At 47.1% G+C, this 17842-nt stretch carries 16 protein-coding genes; 5 read left to right on the top strand and 11 right to left on the bottom strand.

Going from position 1 to position 17842, the window contains the following annotated elements; translation table 11 throughout:
- The first annotated feature begins 96 nt into the window (after positions 1 to 96).
- Together AC5JBY_RS30860 and AC5JBY_RS30865 are read left to right on the top strand one after the other, a co-directional pair.
- Positions 97 to 480, top strand: a complete 384-nt coding sequence (locus tag AC5JBY_RS30860; RefSeq protein ID WP_495908556.1) for a hypothetical protein — start codon at positions 97 to 99, stop codon at positions 478 to 480.
- A 125-nt stretch (positions 481 to 605) separates the two neighbouring features.
- Positions 606 to 794: a hypothetical protein gene (locus AC5JBY_RS30865; protein WP_495908557.1), complete on the top strand. Its 189-nt coding sequence runs from the start codon at positions 606 to 608 to the stop codon at positions 792 to 794.
- Positions 795 to 805: 11 nt separating this feature from the next.
- Here the strand turns inward: AC5JBY_RS30865 and AC5JBY_RS30870 are convergent, their stop codons facing one another.
- The 4 genes from AC5JBY_RS30870 to AC5JBY_RS30885 all read right to left on the bottom strand — a co-directional run bounded on the left by AC5JBY_RS30870 (position 806) and on the right by AC5JBY_RS30885 (position 4434).
- Positions 806 to 2224 (bottom strand): S41 family peptidase, encoded by a 1419-nt coding sequence (locus AC5JBY_RS30870; RefSeq protein ID WP_495908558.1) that lies wholly within the window; start codon positions 2222 to 2224, stop codon positions 806 to 808.
- A gap of 124 nt (positions 2225 to 2348) precedes the next feature.
- Positions 2349 to 3116 (bottom strand): DUF4097 family beta strand repeat-containing protein, encoded by a 768-nt coding sequence (locus AC5JBY_RS30875; RefSeq protein ID WP_495908559.1) that lies wholly within the window; start codon positions 3114 to 3116, stop codon positions 2349 to 2351.
- Positions 3117 to 3134: 18 nt separating this feature from the next.
- A complete protein-coding gene (locus AC5JBY_RS30880; RefSeq protein ID WP_495908560.1) occupies positions 3135 to 3899 on the bottom strand; it encodes a HEAT repeat domain-containing protein in 765 nt (254 codons plus the stop codon).
- Positions 3892 to 4434, bottom strand: coding sequence for an RNA polymerase sigma factor (locus AC5JBY_RS30885; RefSeq protein ID WP_495908561.1), 543 nt, complete (start codon positions 4432 to 4434; stop codon positions 3892 to 3894). The genes AC5JBY_RS30880 and AC5JBY_RS30885 overlap by 8 nt, the downstream gene beginning before the upstream one ends.
- A gap of 255 nt (positions 4435 to 4689) precedes the next feature.
- On the opposite strand from AC5JBY_RS30885, the gene AC5JBY_RS30890 reads away from it, so the two are divergent.
- The 3 genes from AC5JBY_RS30890 to AC5JBY_RS30900 are packed head-to-tail and all read left to right on the top strand — an operon-like array spanning position 4690 to position 8410.
- Complete coding sequence (locus AC5JBY_RS30890; RefSeq protein ID WP_495908562.1) at positions 4690 to 5811, top strand: redoxin domain-containing protein; 1122 nt, start codon at positions 4690 to 4692, stop codon at positions 5809 to 5811.
- Between the two features lie 15 nt (positions 5812 to 5826).
- Entirely contained in the window at positions 5827 to 7638 is a 1812-nt protein-coding gene (locus AC5JBY_RS30895; protein WP_495908563.1) for a sensor histidine kinase, read from the top strand.
- A 13-nt stretch (positions 7639 to 7651) separates the two neighbouring features.
- Positions 7652 to 8410: a LytR/AlgR family response regulator transcription factor gene (locus tag AC5JBY_RS30900; RefSeq protein WP_495908564.1), complete on the top strand. Its 759-nt coding sequence runs from the start codon at positions 7652 to 7654 to the stop codon at positions 8408 to 8410.
- Positions 8411 to 9320: 910 nt separating this feature from the next.
- Here AC5JBY_RS30900 and AC5JBY_RS30905 read toward each other — a convergent pair.
- From AC5JBY_RS30905 to AC5JBY_RS30935, 7 genes are all read right to left on the bottom strand, one after another.
- A complete protein-coding gene (locus AC5JBY_RS30905) occupies positions 9321 to 9812 on the bottom strand; it encodes a hypothetical protein (RefSeq protein ID WP_495908565.1) in 492 nt (163 codons plus the stop codon).
- Positions 9809 to 10291 (bottom strand): hypothetical protein, encoded by a 483-nt coding sequence (locus AC5JBY_RS30910; RefSeq protein WP_495908566.1) that lies wholly within the window; start codon positions 10289 to 10291, stop codon positions 9809 to 9811. Before AC5JBY_RS30910 ends, AC5JBY_RS30905 begins: the two co-directional genes overlap by 4 nt.
- A gap of 97 nt (positions 10292 to 10388) precedes the next feature.
- A complete protein-coding gene (locus AC5JBY_RS30915; RefSeq protein ID WP_495908567.1) occupies positions 10389 to 12935 on the bottom strand; it encodes a zinc-dependent metalloprotease in 2547 nt (848 codons plus the stop codon).
- 8 nt (positions 12936 to 12943) lie between these two features.
- Complete coding sequence (locus AC5JBY_RS30920) at positions 12944 to 13816, bottom strand: peroxiredoxin family protein (RefSeq protein ID WP_495908568.1); 873 nt, start codon at positions 13814 to 13816, stop codon at positions 12944 to 12946.
- Between the two features lie 95 nt (positions 13817 to 13911).
- Positions 13912 to 15408, bottom strand: coding sequence for a PKD-like family lipoprotein (locus AC5JBY_RS30925; protein WP_495908569.1), 1497 nt, complete (start codon positions 15406 to 15408; stop codon positions 13912 to 13914).
- Between the two features lie 71 nt (positions 15409 to 15479).
- The gene (locus tag AC5JBY_RS30930; protein WP_495908570.1) at positions 15480 to 16304 is read right to left on the bottom strand and encodes a DUF4843 domain-containing protein; all 825 of its coding nucleotides are present in this window, start codon (positions 16302 to 16304) and stop codon (positions 15480 to 15482) included.
- 19 nt (positions 16305 to 16323) lie between these two features.
- Positions 16324 to 17832, bottom strand: coding sequence for a RagB/SusD family nutrient uptake outer membrane protein (locus tag AC5JBY_RS30935; protein WP_495908571.1), 1509 nt, complete (start codon positions 17830 to 17832; stop codon positions 16324 to 16326).
- Between the last annotated feature and the right edge of the window lie 10 nt (positions 17833 to 17842).

Here is a 17842-nt window from a genome sequence, read left to right on the forward strand (position 1 = left end):
GATATAATTCTGGGTTAAAACACTGTAAGATGGCTTTGGTAACTGAATTAATTTCCATCTGGTTTTAGAAATTATTCATCCTAAATTCTTACAATCATGTTCCTTTTACAAGACACCAACCTCCCCGGAGACTTATTTACGAGGGCCAGTTTCACCACACTTGCCGGCGCTACAGGAGCCGTCTACGTTGTATGCAACACAATACAGCGGGTTTTTAACTACAACCCTAAATGGCTTGCACTGGCAGTATCCCTGCTTGTTTCCGGAATTGCTGCTTTCATTACTAAGGATAAAGAACCTATCGGTCTGAAATATGTGTTTGCAGTATTGAATGGCTGTCTGATCTTCATGGCAGCTGCGGGCGCCAATCAGTTAACAGCTCCAACTAACCCAGCTACGGGAGGTGGGGCAGCACCAAGCCCATCGAGGGCAGCTACTGCTTCACCTAAGAAACGAAAATTCTTTACCCGCTGGTTTTAGTATTATTAACAAAACAATTATTCATTGAAAGGGGCTCCGGCCCTTTTGTTTTTCTTAGCGGGATTAGCAAGTATCCCTCTTTCAATGAAAATTTTCCGGATGGTCTCTCGGCTGGCAACGTTACGTTGTTTGATAGAGAACCAGCCATCGACATCCATTATTCAGGCACCTGGGCAGGTGATCATTTTGAAGGTGAGTGGGATATGACCGTCTCTTATAAAACGGAAGATGGATTTCCCAAGGAATATGTATGCACCGGTGTATGGGCCTTGTATAAGGAAGGCGATGCACCTGCACAAAGCCTTCCTTATTAAAAGTACTTATATTACTCCTTCGTCTCTGCTATTTTCAATGCTTCCTGTATCCAGTCTGCGTTTTCTGCCAAGCGGTATTTGGGCGCTATGCCTATATTATCGATGCCCTGGCCAATGTCCAGTCGCCGGCTGCGGGTAGTGGCGTATACCAGTGTATAGGGATAACAGAAGAACTGGATGGATACAACATTTGAGTAGTCGAGGTTGCCTATTGTATTTTCGCCGGCTAAAATAACCTTTGAACTTTGCTGCGCCGTTAGCAACAGTTCTTCGGTAGAGCTACCACACCACCTGTTCATCAGGATAACGACCTTTTTAGGAAAGAGCTTCGCTTGAAAGGAAGAGTCAACCTCATCTTCATTTTTCTTCATCCATTGTCCTTTCGATTGTTCCATTCGTGCGATATAGTTACTGAAATAATTACGTGATTCCTGTGGCAGGCTTTTATCGTCCAGGTACTTTTTCATCATATCAATAGTAGTCTCCGTTGCCCACACATCAGCGCCAATCGATTTAATGGGTTGCGTATACAAGTAAGGAACGAACCCCAACCAGGCATCATCACTTCCTCCCCCATTATCGCGCAGGTCCAGGATCAGGTTGGGTGTGGAATTCAATAACGCTTCACTGACTTTAAGCAAAGAATCTATAACAGGTTTATAACGCATGTTACAACTACCCATTTTAAAGTAAAAGGTGTTAGGAGTAAGCGGCCTGGCATCTATTACCGGAGATGGCTTATTGTTGTTGGAAGCGTATTGAGGGCGTGGCTGAATGGGCGCTCCCTCGCGTCGCCAATCGCCACCTATCATCGTGTTACCGCTGTGGAGGTTGAAGCCTTCCCACTTAGGACGATGATTACGCATATACAATACTCCCCGTAGTACAGAGTCATTGATATGTTTACCTTCCCATTTAACCAATCCTTTTTTCCAGGTAGGCCGGGTCGATTCAAGGGTGACGCCAACATAGTCGTGCAAGGCTGTCGGGTCTTTGATGACTGCAATTTTCATAGACGAGTCATGTATGAAGTAATAGATGCCTTCAAAAGACGTTGACTTCTTTAAACGGGCTATATCTTTATCGCTTATTTCAAATACCGGCCGGTGGCTCACATAACCGGTATCGACTTTAGCGTAATCAAGGTTCAAGGAGAAGCCGAGGTGATTGCTTTTGAACAGCTCGAGGTATTTGTATATGATCATCGGGCAATTGTCGCTGGAGAATTTGTCGCGTGTGAGTTTTAGTAGCTCGTCGGCCTTTTTTTGATATACTTCCGGAGTAAGTTCTTTTACTTTATCCGGAAAGCCAGCGAAGTTGTGTTCGACAATATTCCTGATGTGGAGGAATTCTTTTTCGCAGCTGCAGGTTTGGGCTTTTACTTTTATTGCCAGGCATAGCAATGCCATTACCATAATATGCTTCATCATTATGATTTATTTTGAGTTATTTTTAAATGCACGTTTGCTTCGCAAGCAGATTTCTCACTGCGCCGCCACGACGTATTACTTTGCAGTCACGAATGGCTTCGTTCGAAATGACAAGCAAGAGAGGTTATTTTGTCTTGCGGAGGTAGATCTTACCGAATTTGGCTGTGAGCCAGAAATCAGAGCCGCCGCCGTTTAGTTTACCTTCAATGATGGTGGAGTTTGCAGGCACTTGTTCTTCTTCGCGTTTTGCCAGTTCTATTTTAAGATCAGGCGACATCATGATGGGGCTATGCAGGTTGGTGAGCCTGACATCTGCTTTCGTATCTACCGGGATGGCGACATCGATAGGCGCATGTAGTGCAGAGATCGAGACCGGGCCTTTTACAGGCGACCTGAATATCACTTCCACATAGCCATATATGGCACGCACTGCCAACGGGCCTGTTACGTTTTCCAAATGCACACTGTCGTCATAGGAATCGATCTCTATTTCGTTTTCCATGTTCCTGAAAGTGGCCTTCGCTCCGGCAGTTACTTTATTCCAGTACCAGGCTACGATGATGCCCTTCGGTACCAGTATCTTAATGTCTTGCTTCTCTGTCACTTCATTTACTTCAATGACATTTCCTTTTTCCACCACGCTTATGCCCAAACCGGAATTGTCCCGGTAGCCGGAATTGTTGATGGTCTCCAGTCCTTCGGCTTTGGGATCAACCTCCTCTTTCTTGCGTTGAGAGGTAAATATGATCTCGTTGCCATTATAACCTTCAATTGTTACCGACGGAAGGTCTATTTGTAATTTGCCAGTTGTTCGTTTGATCTTGTATTCCTGTGCCTGAACGGTTATTACCGAAGCAACGCTCAAGGCCATCATTATTACTTGCTTTCTCATATCAATGTATGCTATTGTTTATCGGGTACGAAGTTGTTGTATGCTCGTCCAGGCCATATCCTTGACGGCTCCGTGTACATTTTCATCATTGACCATTGCTTCCAGGTCTGACAGCATGCTCAACTCGCGCATCCCTGTGAGCAGATCGATCATATCGATCTGCACCAGTGGGTCCTGCTGTCTTTTTAAGGAGGCTACCAGTTTTTGTCGCACGTGTGGTTCTTTGTAAAACCGCGTCAGGCCATCCAGCGCGGCCAATCGCACATTCGTATTGGGATCGTTATTCAGGACTTTCACCAAGGCGTCAACTACCTCTCTGCCATTACTCTTCATCCGTGAGGCGGAAGTGACTGCATTGATCCTACTGGCGGCCGATTGCATATCGTTTATACCCGCTAATACCACTGCTTTTTTCAGCTGTACTTTACGAACTACTACTTGCGAGGGTATCGCCACAGGTTTATCTTTTACTTCCACTGCAGCAGGCTCTACCGGTTCTGTTTTGGGCATGGGCTCCGCACGCTTCTCCGGAATCTCAGTGGAGGCAAAGCCGGTTGACGGTGCAGGCTTATTGAAATACCATATCGCAATTCCGGATGCAGTGACCAGCAGACAGGCGGCTACCCATTTCACCAACCGCATAGGGATCACGGCACCAACCGGCTGCTCCTGCTCTTTTGCCTTCATCTCTTCCAGCACGCGGTTCAGCACAGCGGGGTTGGGCTGCTTTCGATCCAACTGTTCTACGTTATCGCGTATGTATTTTTCTAATTCGTTACTCATGCTCACCTCCTTTGGAAAGGATGTTCAATAATTTTTGTTTGGCCCTGTGGTATTGTACCCTGACGACGTTGTTTTCCAGTCCCAGCATTTGCGCGATTTCAACCTGCGGTATGTTTTCTACTGCATACAGGTTGAAGACTGTCCGGTAATTATCTGGCAGGCTTTCAATAGCCACTGCTATGGCATCCATCGTAAACTGAAAGGCTGCTTCATCTATTATTTCATCGTCGGGCACGGCTACCAAATGAGACTCCAGCTCTACGAAGGTTATTTTCTGCTTCCGTATCCAATCGACAGACTTATTGATCGCAATCTTTTTGACCCAGGCCCTGAATCCTCCTGCGGGTACGTAACGGTCTATTCCCTGGAAGGCGGCCACAAAACTTTCCTGGAGGATATCTTCTGCTTCTGCCGTGTGGCTGACCAGTCGTATGATAGAATTATACACTGCCCCCGCATGCTCGTTGTACAACTCAGCATACGCTGCAGGGTCACCACGCTTACACCTGGCTATTAGCTCCTCCTGTTTGTTCATCGTATAATTATCCCAAAAGCAATTTAGTTTTCCCTGTATTACTATCTAATCGTACGGATCAGATAAATGTTACAGTTAATGCGGCACTTTTTTCAGCGACAATATAAATCATTGCTTTTTAATATAATAGCAGCTCAATAATACCGACTGGTAGCAGTGGCCACAATATCCGGGTGCAAATCCTCAGCGAAAAGGTCCAAATACTTGATGGCTATTTGGAACCGGCCATGGCAGCTGCATTTTTGAGCAAAAAAGATGAAGACTTTAATTGCCTGTTTTTATTGCCTCGTATTTCCTGTTGTTTTATCCGCCCAGTACCAGGTGCAGGGTCGCCTGAGCGGTTTTCAGGAAGGAACTGTTTTCTACCTGAAAGATATCGAGACCGATCAGGTGCTGGACAGCGCCACGCTGCAGAAAGGTTCTTTTCTTATAAAGGGAACATTCGAGGATGGCCCCCGCTCCCTCTGGCTCTACACGCATGTGAAAGACAGTTTCTATTACTGTAATTTACTGATCGGGAATGAAAAGGTGCTGGTAGAAGGATCGGCGAAGGACATGCCTTTCTTCCTGCGTATTACCGGTTCGCCTACGCAAGACGTGTACAACGTGCTGAACCGCCAAACGGCTCAGCTGTTCCATTCAAGGGATAGTCTCACCAGCCTCGCGATGCCTTTGATGATCAAAAATGAACAGCAGACACGGCAAGACAGCCTATGGAAGTTGGTGGGCGTGATCGATAATAGCGTAGATTCTATCACGAAGCGATTTATCCGGGAACATATTAATTCGTATGCCGGGTTGCGTTGTCTCTATTTCTATCGTTTCAAGTTGGATACGGCTACTCTCAGGTCATTATATGGACAGTTGCGCAGCCCTTTTGCCGAAAGCCGTTTTGCCAAAACCATCCAGACTTTTCTGCGGGTAGGCGCTCCTGTAAAAACCGGTGACCGCCTGTGGGATTTTACAGCCATCGATTCTACCGGCAAATCTCATCAGTTGTCCGGCTACCTGGGTAAATATATATTGCTGAATTTTTCTACTACTTATTGTGGGCCTTGCGTAATGTCGAAGGGTGAACTGACAGAAGTGGCTTCCAAATACGGCAGCCAATTATCCTTGCTTACGTTCAATGCTGATGCTTCCCGCGCTACCTGGCTCAAGGGGGTAAGGCGTGATCAGCCGACATGGCCTGTTTTGTGGGATGGGAAGGCTGGACATAGTGAAGCGATCCTGAAGTATGGCGTGCAGGGCTACCCCACTTTTTTTTTGATCGATCCCAAGGGAATGATCGTGCATCGCTGGTCGGGCTACGACTTTCATAAAAAAGGCATCCTCGATCTGCTTCAAAAGAAGTTACCGACTCAAAATATGCCGTAAATTTCAATGATAATTATGCGAAACCTCATCACACTGCTGTTCACCATCTTATTGTTTTCGCTGTTGCACCAAGCTACTGCCCAGGTGCAGCCCAAACAGAAAGATAACCGGTATTACCAGTTCAGCGTTTTGTTCAATCATCCTGACGGCTTCACGTATGAGAACTATTATTATTTAACAGAGCAGGATTTCAAATCTTTCAACTACCGTACTTCGCAGTTGATGGGATTTCCCGGCAGCATCCGGGAGGATACAGCTGCAGTAGTTGGCCGGTTTGCCCATGTTGCAGGATTTGGCATTCGTTATAACAATTCAACCAGATACCGGCCGGGGTATTCTGTGCGGGTAGTCGACAGGGAATATCCATCGAGCAATATATTCGATTCGTCAAGGGTGCTGGTCATTGCATTTGGCATCAACCCCACCAATGCTGCCGACTATGAATACCGGGTAGTGACCAATGACCAGGTTATCATCAAGGATTGGTCTGACTTTACACAATTCAAGGAAGTTCAGGAAACAGGTTACCGTTATGCGATTGTTGGCGAATTTGTGCGGCCTGGCGGCTACTTACTCATAGAAGTGCGGCACAAGCAAACGCAGCGGGCAGCAGGCACCACCATACTCAACTGGACTAAGGATTCGATGCTTTTCCTTGAAAAAACACGGGTCTATTTTAAAGAGGATAATCCCGTAGGCACTAACGGTTACCTGGAAGCTGCTTTATTGAAAAAAGGCTATGCAACAGGTAAAGACAGTGCTACCGGCATTCTACATAACTTAAAGTTTCCGGCAGATAAAGAATACGAGGATATTATTTTCGACCTGAAGGGCATCGAGTTTACGACAACGTACCGGGCACGATTGGAACGATTTGTAAATGGCGTGCTCGATACGGTGGATATCGAGCATAATTTCAATGCAACGGCAGTAAGGGTAGTCGGCGAACGGATAGCCCGGCCGGGCAAATACCGCCTGCTGGTGGGCAGTTTTCATTATTTTACGGATGATCCGGACCTCGCTCCGGAATATGATAAATGGATACTGAAGGTACCTTTCGAGATATTACCGCCACCTGCTTTATCGAGGACATGGACGCTGCGCCAGATCTTACCGTATGCCGTTGCCCTTGTTTTTATCCCGGGATTGCTCTTCTACAGTTACTATCGTTTGAGCCGGCGCCGGCTCAAACGTACGGAACAGGAAAAGCAGTTAAAACAATTGCAGCTCTTGAGTTTGCAGGATCAACTGAATCCTCATTTTCTTTTTAATGCGCTTGGCGCCATCCAAAATCTCGTGGGAAAAAAAGAGCTGCAGCCTGCTGCGCAGTATCTCGATCGTTTTTCTTTGCTGACCAGAACAATATTATCCAACAGTGACCATGAAATGCTCAGTCTCGAGGACGAATTGCGGATACAGCAGGCTTATCTTGAAATGGAGCAGTTGCGTGTGCCTTTTAATTTTAACATCATTGTGGATAAGGGTATCAACGTTGCCAATACGGAAATCCCTGTGATGCTGTTACAGCCTTTTGTAGAAAATGCCGTGAAGCATGGCGTTACTCCTCTATCGGGTGGCGGCATCATTACTATTGAAGCGAAGCGTGATGGCGAAACGCTTATTTTTATTATATCGGATAATGGCAAGGGTATACAGGAGAAAGCAAACCAACCAACTATGCAAACCGGTGGATGGGGACTTTCCGTGGTTGACAAAAGAGTACATCTTCTAAATGAAATGTATGGTGATGCTCTTGTTAGTTATACTATTCATTCAGACAATTCCGGCACCCGGGTAACCGTGTATTTGAAAAACTGGCTATCTTAAAAACTGTTCTTACATGCCTATTAAAACAATCATAGTCGAAGACGAGGTTAATAACCTGGAGCATTTGCAGCGGCTTATTCAGGCGCATGCTCCTGAAGTAAGAGTACTGGCAACAGCCAGTAACGTAGCAGATGCGCGGACCGCGATCGATCAATATCATCCCGACCTTGTGTTGCTCGACATACAGTTGAAAGCGTCAACGGGTTTTGACCTGCTGACTATGCTTCCGTCCATACCCTTCGAGATCATATTTATTACCGCGTATGATAGTTATGCTATTCAGGCCATCAAATTCTCGGCGCTCGATTACCTGTTAAAACCTGTAACAGCCGGCGACCTGCAATTGGCCGTGGCAAAAGCAGCGACAAGGATACAGCAAAAGCAAAAGGACCAAAAGCTCGATAACCTGCTGGCATTTCTGGCTACGGGCAACCGTGATCAGCAAAAGCTGGCGCTACCATTACAGGATGAAGTAAGGTATGAGCCCATTGTTTCCATCGTACGATTGGAGGCATCCAACAATTATTGTTATATACTACTGGACAGTGGTGAACGCCTGCTCGTGTGCAAGACACTGAAAGAATTTGCGGGCATGCTGGACTCTTACGGTTTTGTTCGCACACACCAGTCGCACCTTGTGAATGCCCGGTATGTGAAAAGCTACCTGAAAGAAGATGGTGGTGTTTTACTGTTGACCGATCAATCTAAAATACCCATCTCCAAAGCGCACCGCACTTTGGTCAAGGAGCGGCTGCAGCAGTTGCCGGGTTGAAGTGAGCTGATGGCTTCCTGATCATCAGCCTGCTGATCCTACATTATCAACACTTTCCAATACGGGTGCAAGTTGCCCTGCCCTTTTTCGCAAATTGCACCTGTTTTGGGGGTTTGTGCTATTAGCATGGACTATCTATGGAGTATCTATGGACTATCCATGGACTATCCATGGACTATCTATCCTGTATCCTCACTCTAAAACCTCCTTTTCCTGCCTTTTTGACTTCTCTTATTCCGTTTTTGTCACTAACAGCTCGTGACAATTATACGATTTTGAAATAGCGGTTTCCAAATTTATTTTTTGCTTTTATGGAAAAAACGGGCGTTTCCGGAAGTATTGGAAAAAATAGTTACTAAAATTCCCAATATTCCCATTTCTTCCAAAAGCTGGCAAAATAAATTTGGAAACGGGTATCGCGATGTTGTACGTTTGTTTGGAACAGCAAGTCATGACTCGCTTTCTTTAAAAAGTTCATTCGTGCTGATGCTGTAATTCATAAACTGGTAACTGATCAATGCCGGTTTGGGATTCAGTAAAAGCGTGACGAACGATGTGCAGCCTTTATCTTCAGTTGTTTCGGCTGGCCACGGCCAACTCAATATATCGTTGCGCATATGATGATCTTAATAGCAGCACCGGCAACGGCAGTACACTGCTACCTCGCCCTTACTCCGGCAATCGTTGTTTAGTAGTTGTTTAAAGTAGTGATCCCATTCGGGCATCAGGCTTTTGACAGCGTCCCGAACAACAGCCAGCCAAGATGCTTCCTGCAATCTTTGGTGGTTTTGCCGGGGTCCCGTTTCAGCAGGAACTCCGTTGCCGGGTTTAGACTGTGCCGGGAAGACGGGAAGTTGGAAAGGATAAACTTGTGTTTATTTTTTCTACTTTCCGGCGTCCTGGTTATGTATTAGTCTTCGATGTTCAATATCTTTTTGGGAATGTAAGTATGCAGTATGGAGATGATCTTTTCAGCAGTTGTGTCTGAAGCATTGTGAAGTTGAAACCGTATTTGTTTAATACCATCCGATATTACCATATTCCGCTGTACACCGCTCATAATATAAGGATCCACTTTATAAACGACCGAGTCTTTTATATTGCTAATAAGATTAGAAATAGAATCGATGGATGAAACCCTGAAGTTACAAACCAACAACGTGTCACGCCTGATATTGGTGTCTCCGGTCCTGACCCAAACCTGCTCTGCTGTGTAAACGAGGCTGGAATTATTTACTGAAAAGACAGGCTGCATGCGAAACATGTTCGATCCAAAACCAATGGTTACGAAACGCAGTTTAAAGTTTCTGGCAGCCAGTGAATAGGACTGTCCGCCCGACACAGGCTTTCCCGGGTCAAAAGAAAAAAGCAGGATCGGTATGTAAAGCAACAGCTGTTTCATTCATCAAGGTGTTTGATATCGGCCGAACAATAAAAATAGCCAAGCGTTGTATCCTCCTCTCCTCCCATACGCATCTTATCAATGATTGAAATATGCAGTCCTTTAAAAAAGACTTCTCCCTCTTTCTTTAAAGTGATGGGAGAAAACTTAGCAAGTTCGCTTGCTATAACATCAAGCTCGTTGTTGAAATCAAATACAAAATCGAGCACCTGTATTTTTTCACAGTCATGTACCTCCAGGTCTCTCAACAAATCGTCTTTATCGTAATTAAGGAAAAAGAAATCGCCGGTTGAATCAAGTTTATTATAGATGTCTCTCCGCTGAACAATGGGCTCCACTGAATCACCTAATGAAACAACTTTATTTTTTTCCTGATGACCACCGCCCAATTTTTCCCGCACCACCTCTCTGTGCATGCCAAACTGCAACGAAACATCGTCAATGCTAAATTCTTTCGTGGGCGAATATCGTACAATCATATTTTACTTATGAATGGTTTGAGGCTGTGTAATATACAAAAAAAGGGCAAAGTGGTTACACCACCTTGCCCATGTATAGGAGCGCTATCAATGAACCTTACGGGAACTTCGGTAATGCCTCTCCTTCCTTCAGCCACTTGTCGATCCGCACTACGATGTTTTGCAGGTGATCTTTGGCCAGGCCCTTCTGGGAAGGGATAGCCAGCAAAATATCTTTGCGCAATTCCGTCAGGTGGGTCCTCATCAGGCCGGCGACGTCAGCCTTGGTGGGGTCGGGATTGACATAGAACTGTAGTCCATTACCGCTGTTGCGTCCTACAATTTCATTTACAGCCCGGAATGCGAGGAATGCATCGTCGATGTACATCCTTTGCAGGTTACGACGGATGATATCGATGGGCTTGTGGTTATACAATTCACTCCACACGCTTTTCCTGAGGTCACTCAGGAACTCAGTGCAGGTATATACCTTTCTGTTCTTGTACCTTTCTTCGTTCTTGATAAAGTTGATCAGCGTGCCCGATCCCATCAGGCGAGCCAAAGTCATCATTTGAGCCGACTGGAAATAGGGCTCAGCTGAATAGCCAGTCAAAGAGAAAGAGGTGTCGCTGGTAAGCCATTCCGGAACATTGAACAGGTTATTATCCAAAAACTTCATCGCGGCCTTTTGTTTTTCGTAGGGAACGATATCAAAAACGGGTCCAGCCTGTTCTACGCTTTTGGGGTTGGTATATTGTCCGCCTATAGTTTTGGACACATGCGCCATGTACAGCATATACTGACGAAAAAGCTGCACATTCATATCTTTCAATGTCTCGTATCCTTCATTGGGCTTTTTGGTCCACTCCATGAGTTTAGGCAGGATACGTTTCAGGTTCTTAAGGCCGTACGTGCTGGCCAATACGGCATCATCGCCCAGATCCTCGCTTTGTGAACGCGGATCAAAAGCATCTACCTCATAGCCAAAAAACAATTGCTTGTTGCGGGTGAGGCTATCGATGATCAGCTTATTCAGGTAAGGAGTTTCTGCGTCAGCGCTTTCGAATTGTGGCAACCAGCGGTAGCCCCACTGAATGGCCCATTTGTCGTAAGCTCCGATACGGGGGAATATGCCTTTCTCTGTAATGTTGTCTTCGGGCTGGGCTACGTAGTTGAAACGAGCGTAGTCCATAATCGAAGGTGTGTGTCCGAACTCTTCTACGTATTTTTTATCACGCAGTTTTTCCACGGGCACTGTTGAGCTGGAGCCATAGTTGTGCATCAGGCCGAGGGTGTGCCCTACTTCATGGGAAGAAACAAAACGGATCAATTGTCCCATCAGCTCGTCATCAAACTGCATGGTACGGGCTCTCGGATCGATAGCGCCGGCCTGGATCATGTACCAGTCGTGCACCAGCGACATGATGTTGTGGTACCAGTTGATGTGTGTTTCAATGATCTCTCCGCTGCGGGGATCGTGTACGTGCGGGCCGCTGGCATTGGCAATGGCTGATGGTTTGTATACGATCACATTGTGGCGAGCATCATCGATGCTCCAGGTGCTGTCGTTCTCAGGAGCGGGCAATGCTTTGATCGCATTCTTAAATCCGGCCTGCTCAAAGGCTTTCTGCCAATCATTCACCCCAGCTATCAGGTAAGGCACCCATTTCTTAGGTGTAGCGGGGTCGATGTAATAGATGATCGGGTTTTGTGGCTCTACCAGTTCACCACGCAGGTATCGCTGCCGGTCTTCCGGTTTGGGCTCCAGGCGCCAGCGGGTGGCGTAATACTTACTGGATACACGTTGCGGCTCAGCATCGAAGTCTATCACGCCTCTTGCGAAGAAACCTACCCGTGAATCGGCGTAGCGGGGCTTCATCGGTACTTTGGGCAGCAGGACCATAGAGCTGTTGAGCTCATAGGTAGTAGGCAGCGTAGAGCCAGCTGCTGCGGGCATATAGGTACGCACAGTCTTTACTTCCACATTGATGGGGAAAGTGTTGATGGCCGCTACATATGATTTATCATTCTGCACTGCACCAAGGGCAAGTCCTCTCTTGGCTTCCGGCCCAAAATAGAATATTTCGTTTTCGGATTGCAGGAAAGAAGTAACATCGATTACATAGCTCTTTCCGGCGCTGGTGTCTTTGCCCAGTGCTTTTACGGGGAAGGCGGCAACAATGGGCTGCAGGCTGGAGTTGAGCATTGCCCTGTACAGGCCGTTCTCCGTGCTGTCGTCTGATTTTTCACGAAACACCATGCGCTTCATGAACAGGCGGTTGAATGGTCCCATTTCAAAACGGATCACGTTTTCTGCCACTTCATCACCGCCATACACATTTACGTTGGGCCTCAGGCCGGCGGGCGCTTTGGAAATACGGTTTACCACCAGGATGTCGCGATTCAGCATGCTGTCGGGCAGTTCAAAAAAGTACTGTTCCTCGATCTGGTGTACGCGAAACATACCATTTTTGGAGATGGCTTTCTTTGTAATGATCTCATCATACCGCTTCAGCTGACCACTGCCTCCGCTTTTGGCAGAGTCAACTTTGGGGATGGTGTCTTTCACGGCTGTCGCCTGCGGAGGCGTATTTTTCTTTTGTGCCGCACAAAGTGCGGGCACTCCCATCAATAATATAATGGGAACAAATTTCAGTGTATACATATCTGTGTTTAATGAAGAAGCAATGCTTGTAATTTCTGCAACAGGGCCTCCCCTCTCAGGTTGGCGGCGATGATCTTTCCTTTGGGATCGATCAGGAAATTCTGTGGTATGGAACGGATGCTGTACTGCTGTGCTATTTCACTCTTCCAGTATTTCAGGTCAGATACGTGGTACCACACCAGGCCATCGTCTTTAATGGCTTTGACCCACGCATCATGTTTACCGGGCTGATCGAGCGATACGCCCAATACTGTAAAGTTCTTGTCCTTGAATTGCTCATAGGCTTTGACGACGTTCGGGTTTTCTTCGCGGCAGGGGCCACACCAGCTGGCCCAGAAATCCAGCAGCACATATTTACCGCGGAGGTCTTTGAGGTTAAAGGCAACACCAGCAGTGTCGGACGAAGTAAACAGCGGGGCAGCTGCGCCAATGCGAACGGCCATAAAGCCGTCGATGGTTTTCCGCAGCGCCGCGCCATCTTTGCTTTCACGTACAGACTTGTTCAGCCCATCGAACAGTTTGTCATAAATACGGATATCGTCGGGCAGATAGCCGACAGCATCTTTCAAAGCTTCTACGCTCACAACGTAATCAGGATGGGCCTTGATGAAAGTGATCTCCTGTTGCCTGCGCTCGTTCTTAAACTGCGCCATTTCAGCGCGGTATTGGGCCAGGCCGATGGTGTCGTACTTCACCTTTTTTCCTTGCGTTTCGAGGTAAAGTTTCTGGCGATCTTCCAGTTTTTTGTCGGCTTCAGCCAATACCTGTTTGAGTTCGGCCTGTTGTTTTTTGATGAGCACGGAGTCTACTTCGGCATTTTGTGCCAGCAGGCTGCCGGTACAAAGGCAGCAGAGTGCCGTTGCAAGCGATAGCATCTTCATTGAAATATCTTTTAAAGAAAGTAAGGATTGACGATTTATTAGCCGGGAAGACGGGAAGGCGTTAACTAATTACTTCCCGTCTCTCCGGCAATCATTTAAAACACGCGGGAGCCGTTGCCTTGTTCCATATAGATCACGGTGGACACGCGGCCTTCTCCTTCAAAGTTGGCCTGTGGCAATGCCGAGATCGTACCTGTTCCACTGATCGGGTGCAGGTATACTTTGTATCGACCAGCTTTATAAGTGGCAATAGCGATATAGTTCTGCGTAGCAGCTGGCGCCGGGTTGCCAATGGGCTGCGGATACCTGATGTGCTGAATGGCGGTTACCGCTTCACCAGCCGGTAGCGTAAACTGCAGGCTTTCTGCTGTAGAAGCCACATCCATCAGATAGATCTTATCGCCAATGGAGTAGTATATCAGGTCTACATCATGGTTGCCGCCGATAACATCGGCATGCATCAAACCATGTTCTGGCTTCAGTGTGTCTGCCAGTGTGATGATAGCTCCACTACCGGAATACAACGAGGGGAAGTTCACATTCAGCCTGAGCAGGTAGCCGGTATCCTGTGGATTGCGGAACAGCGCAAGGGCTGCGCTGCGGACGCCGGCATAACCGGCTATCCACTTCAGATCGGCGTTCATATTCTGCAACCTGTTTCCGCCATTCGACGCTTTCAACTCCACAAAGGTGGCGCCGTCGATACAGAACATGCTTTTACGCACGGGGCTCCAGCACAGTGCCATTGCACCTACTGCGGAGACTGGCGATATATTGTTATACACCACATTGTTGAAGTTGGTGGGCATGGTAGCGAACTGAGCGCCTTTGGTGAGGCTATACGCCTTACCATCATTGATCGCTATGAGGTATTGATTGGCCACTGGCTGCAGGAGCGCCTGTGGTTTGCGTGTAGCCGGCTTCGTAAAGAACATATTATCGAAGTTCATCAACATAGATCCGTTGTCGATGCGGTAGATAGCCATGTCCTTGTCCGTAGCCACTGCCAGCGCATTGTAATAAGTGGCAGATGTAAGTGATGCTCTGAACGATGGCGCAAACACCGCTTTGACGAAATTACCTTCGAGGCTTTTACCATTATTGAAGTTGGCGATCCAGTTATCGATACGTCCGGTTTTGTGAAAGAAGTCCATATCGGTCTTCCCGGCATTGTCCTTCACCAGGTACCAGCCATTCATGGTAAGGGTAGTAATGTTCACGATCATATTCACCTGTTTCAATATCCCCGTCTGCTTATGCTTTGCGTTGAATACAAGGATATACTGGCCGGGATCTTTCAACACTTCATAGTTGAGGTCTTTGGCACGACCGATCGTGTCGGCCTTTACCAATCCCTGTCCGGGAATAAATTCGGTCGTGAACATGGTCCAGTAATAATCGAACTCACTGTCATTCTGAACTGTGGGTGTGATCTTCAGAAAATCCTGGTATGTAAACACATTGAAGGTGTCCTTGAGTCCAGTCACGCTCAGTTGCGGCACCGGGTTGGTGGCGCCTGTGGTGTCATCTTTTTCGCAGGCGGCTGCCAGCAAAACAAGCAGGCTGGCGGCTATGATATATATCTTTTTCATTGTTGTCATTATGATTTAAGCTTTAGACCAGGGTGAGCCGCCCTTTGAGGGCGACCCACCCTTTGTTCCGATCAAGGGAATGTTACCAACGGGCTGGAGGGGTCGCTTGTTTCGCGCATCGGTGCTTTTCCGGAAGCAATATTGGCCGGATCAGCATTGAAGTCTGTCAGCGCATCCTTCACAATATTCTTGTAATGCTGTTGAGCTTGCACAAGAGCGATCGCCTTGTACCACTCTTCATCGATCCTTACTTTCAGTACATCGATCATGAACTGGTGTTTGGCAATGCTGTATTTTCCAAACGTACCGAAGGCAGGTGACTGTCCCGCATCGGTTTTCCACGATTCAAAACGCTCCAGCCTGTCAGAGAAAACAATGGTTTTCTCGATGGCTTTCTTTTCACCCAATGCAAACTGATCGTTGGCAACTATGCGCAACCGCAGCCTGTAAGAATTGGTCTTCAGGCTGGCATCGCGCAGCAGGATGATGGGCAAACTGTCGAAAGCTTTACCTGCCCTTATTACCAGCAGCGGTTGCATGGACGGATCGTTTAGCGCCACGTAATGCGTACCGGGTACTGCTTTATTGGGTTTTTCTTTCACAATTGAATCGGTGATCTTATTGGTGAGGGGGTCACGTATGTACGTGATGTCATATTCTGTTATTTGCTCCAGTGTCACAGCCCTGTCCTTGTCTGTAATCCCTCCTATTGTATTGATCCTGATATACACCGTATCCTTTGCAACAGCCGGCGCTTCGTATATGAAGGTCGAGTTCAAGGCGCCGGTGTCGGCCATTTGTAAGCGGGCAACATCTTTGTACAGCAGGTAATCAGCTTTTTTGCAACCCACCGCAATTGCCAGCAGTAATAGTATAATGCAGCTATATTTTTTCATCTGAGTGTTCTTTATAGTACTACTTGTTATGGTAACTGATTTCACGATCGGGTTTGGGCACGATGTACCTTGCCGTTGTTCCGCTAAAACCGGAAGCATTCCAGCCGGCGGGCAGCGAGGTCATGTTGTAGCGTTTGTAGGTAAAGAAGGTTTGTCCCTCTGCATAAAACTCACGTACATATTCCCTGATCATTTTATTCCTGCGGTCGGTTTCCCAGTTGGCTGTAGCGAAGCCATTCACAAAAGGAATACCTTTCTTATTGCAATAAAAGCGATAGTAGTTCTCCGCATCTGCCTTGCTTTGTGCCGTCTCGGTCAAAATCAGGTACATTTCACTCAGGCGGATCAATGGTATCTGGTTGGTCGGATCAACTTCTTTTTGGGTAAACTTCTTCAACTTCACATAACCGGTTTGGCCAGCCGTGGTTTTGTATGACCACATGCCTACCCATCGTGCATCGGTAGCCCGTTCAGCCACCGGGAACAGGTTGTTGAGGTAGTAATATCCATCCTGGATGTTAAAGTCAGTCTTGGCCAGTCTACCGGGTTCGCCGAGGTTATTTTCTGCAGCTATTCTCAGGTTATAAATATCTATAGCTGCCACATGCTCTGAAGGGAAAGTACTGTTGCCCAATTGTGAATCGGACAGTTCCCCGAGCCTGAAAGTGGGTTTACCAGTCCTGTCTTTGGCATCGATCACCATCTGCGCATACTTTATGGCGTTGGCGCGGTTGTTTGCATCGCGTGGTATGAGCCAGTTGTAGACGCGTGCTTTGAGCGCCAGTACTGCGTAATAGTTCATCCGTATCTGGCGATACATATAATAATCATCAGAGACAGGTGGCACCACAGCGCTGTTCAAAACGGGGTTCAACTCCAATAGTGAATACTTCGTGATGGGATCCGCATCTTTCAGCAATGCTTCTGCCTGATCGAGATCGGCCAGCACCTGCTTTGCAAAATTATCGTAGGTTGTCAGCGGAACGATCTCTTTCGATACTTCTGTCACATAGGGCAGGATCAGCTCATTACCCGGATTATCGGGCATGGTGCCGAACATGCGGAGGATATCGAAATGGGCAAAAGCGCGCAATGCCAGCGACTCGCCTTTGATCAGTGTATAGTTCTGATCCAGGAAGATCGCCTTTTTGCCTTCAATCTTTTCGAGGATGCTGTTCACATCAGCTACTACTTTGTATTCTTTGGAGTAGATCTTTTCGATCATGCCTTTTACACTGGCGTCAGCATAGTTGCCGTTTACCAGGTTGTTGAGGTCTGTAAAGTTGGGAGATACCACATCCCAGTTGCGCGCCAAAAATTCGATCGTGCTCCAGGTCATGGCGCCACCGTACGCATCGCCGCTTTTCAGGTTGAGGTAGGCGCCGGTGAGTGCATCACGAAACCCTTTCTGGGTTTGAAACATGTCGTCTTTGGTCGTCTGGCCTTCTGGTTTTACATCGAGCCATTTGTTGCAGCCCGTAGCTACCAGTGCGCCGGATATTATTAGGGGGAATAAGATCTTTTTCATGTCTAATTAA

The sequence above is a fragment of the Paraflavitalea sp. genome, assembly GCF_059502485.1.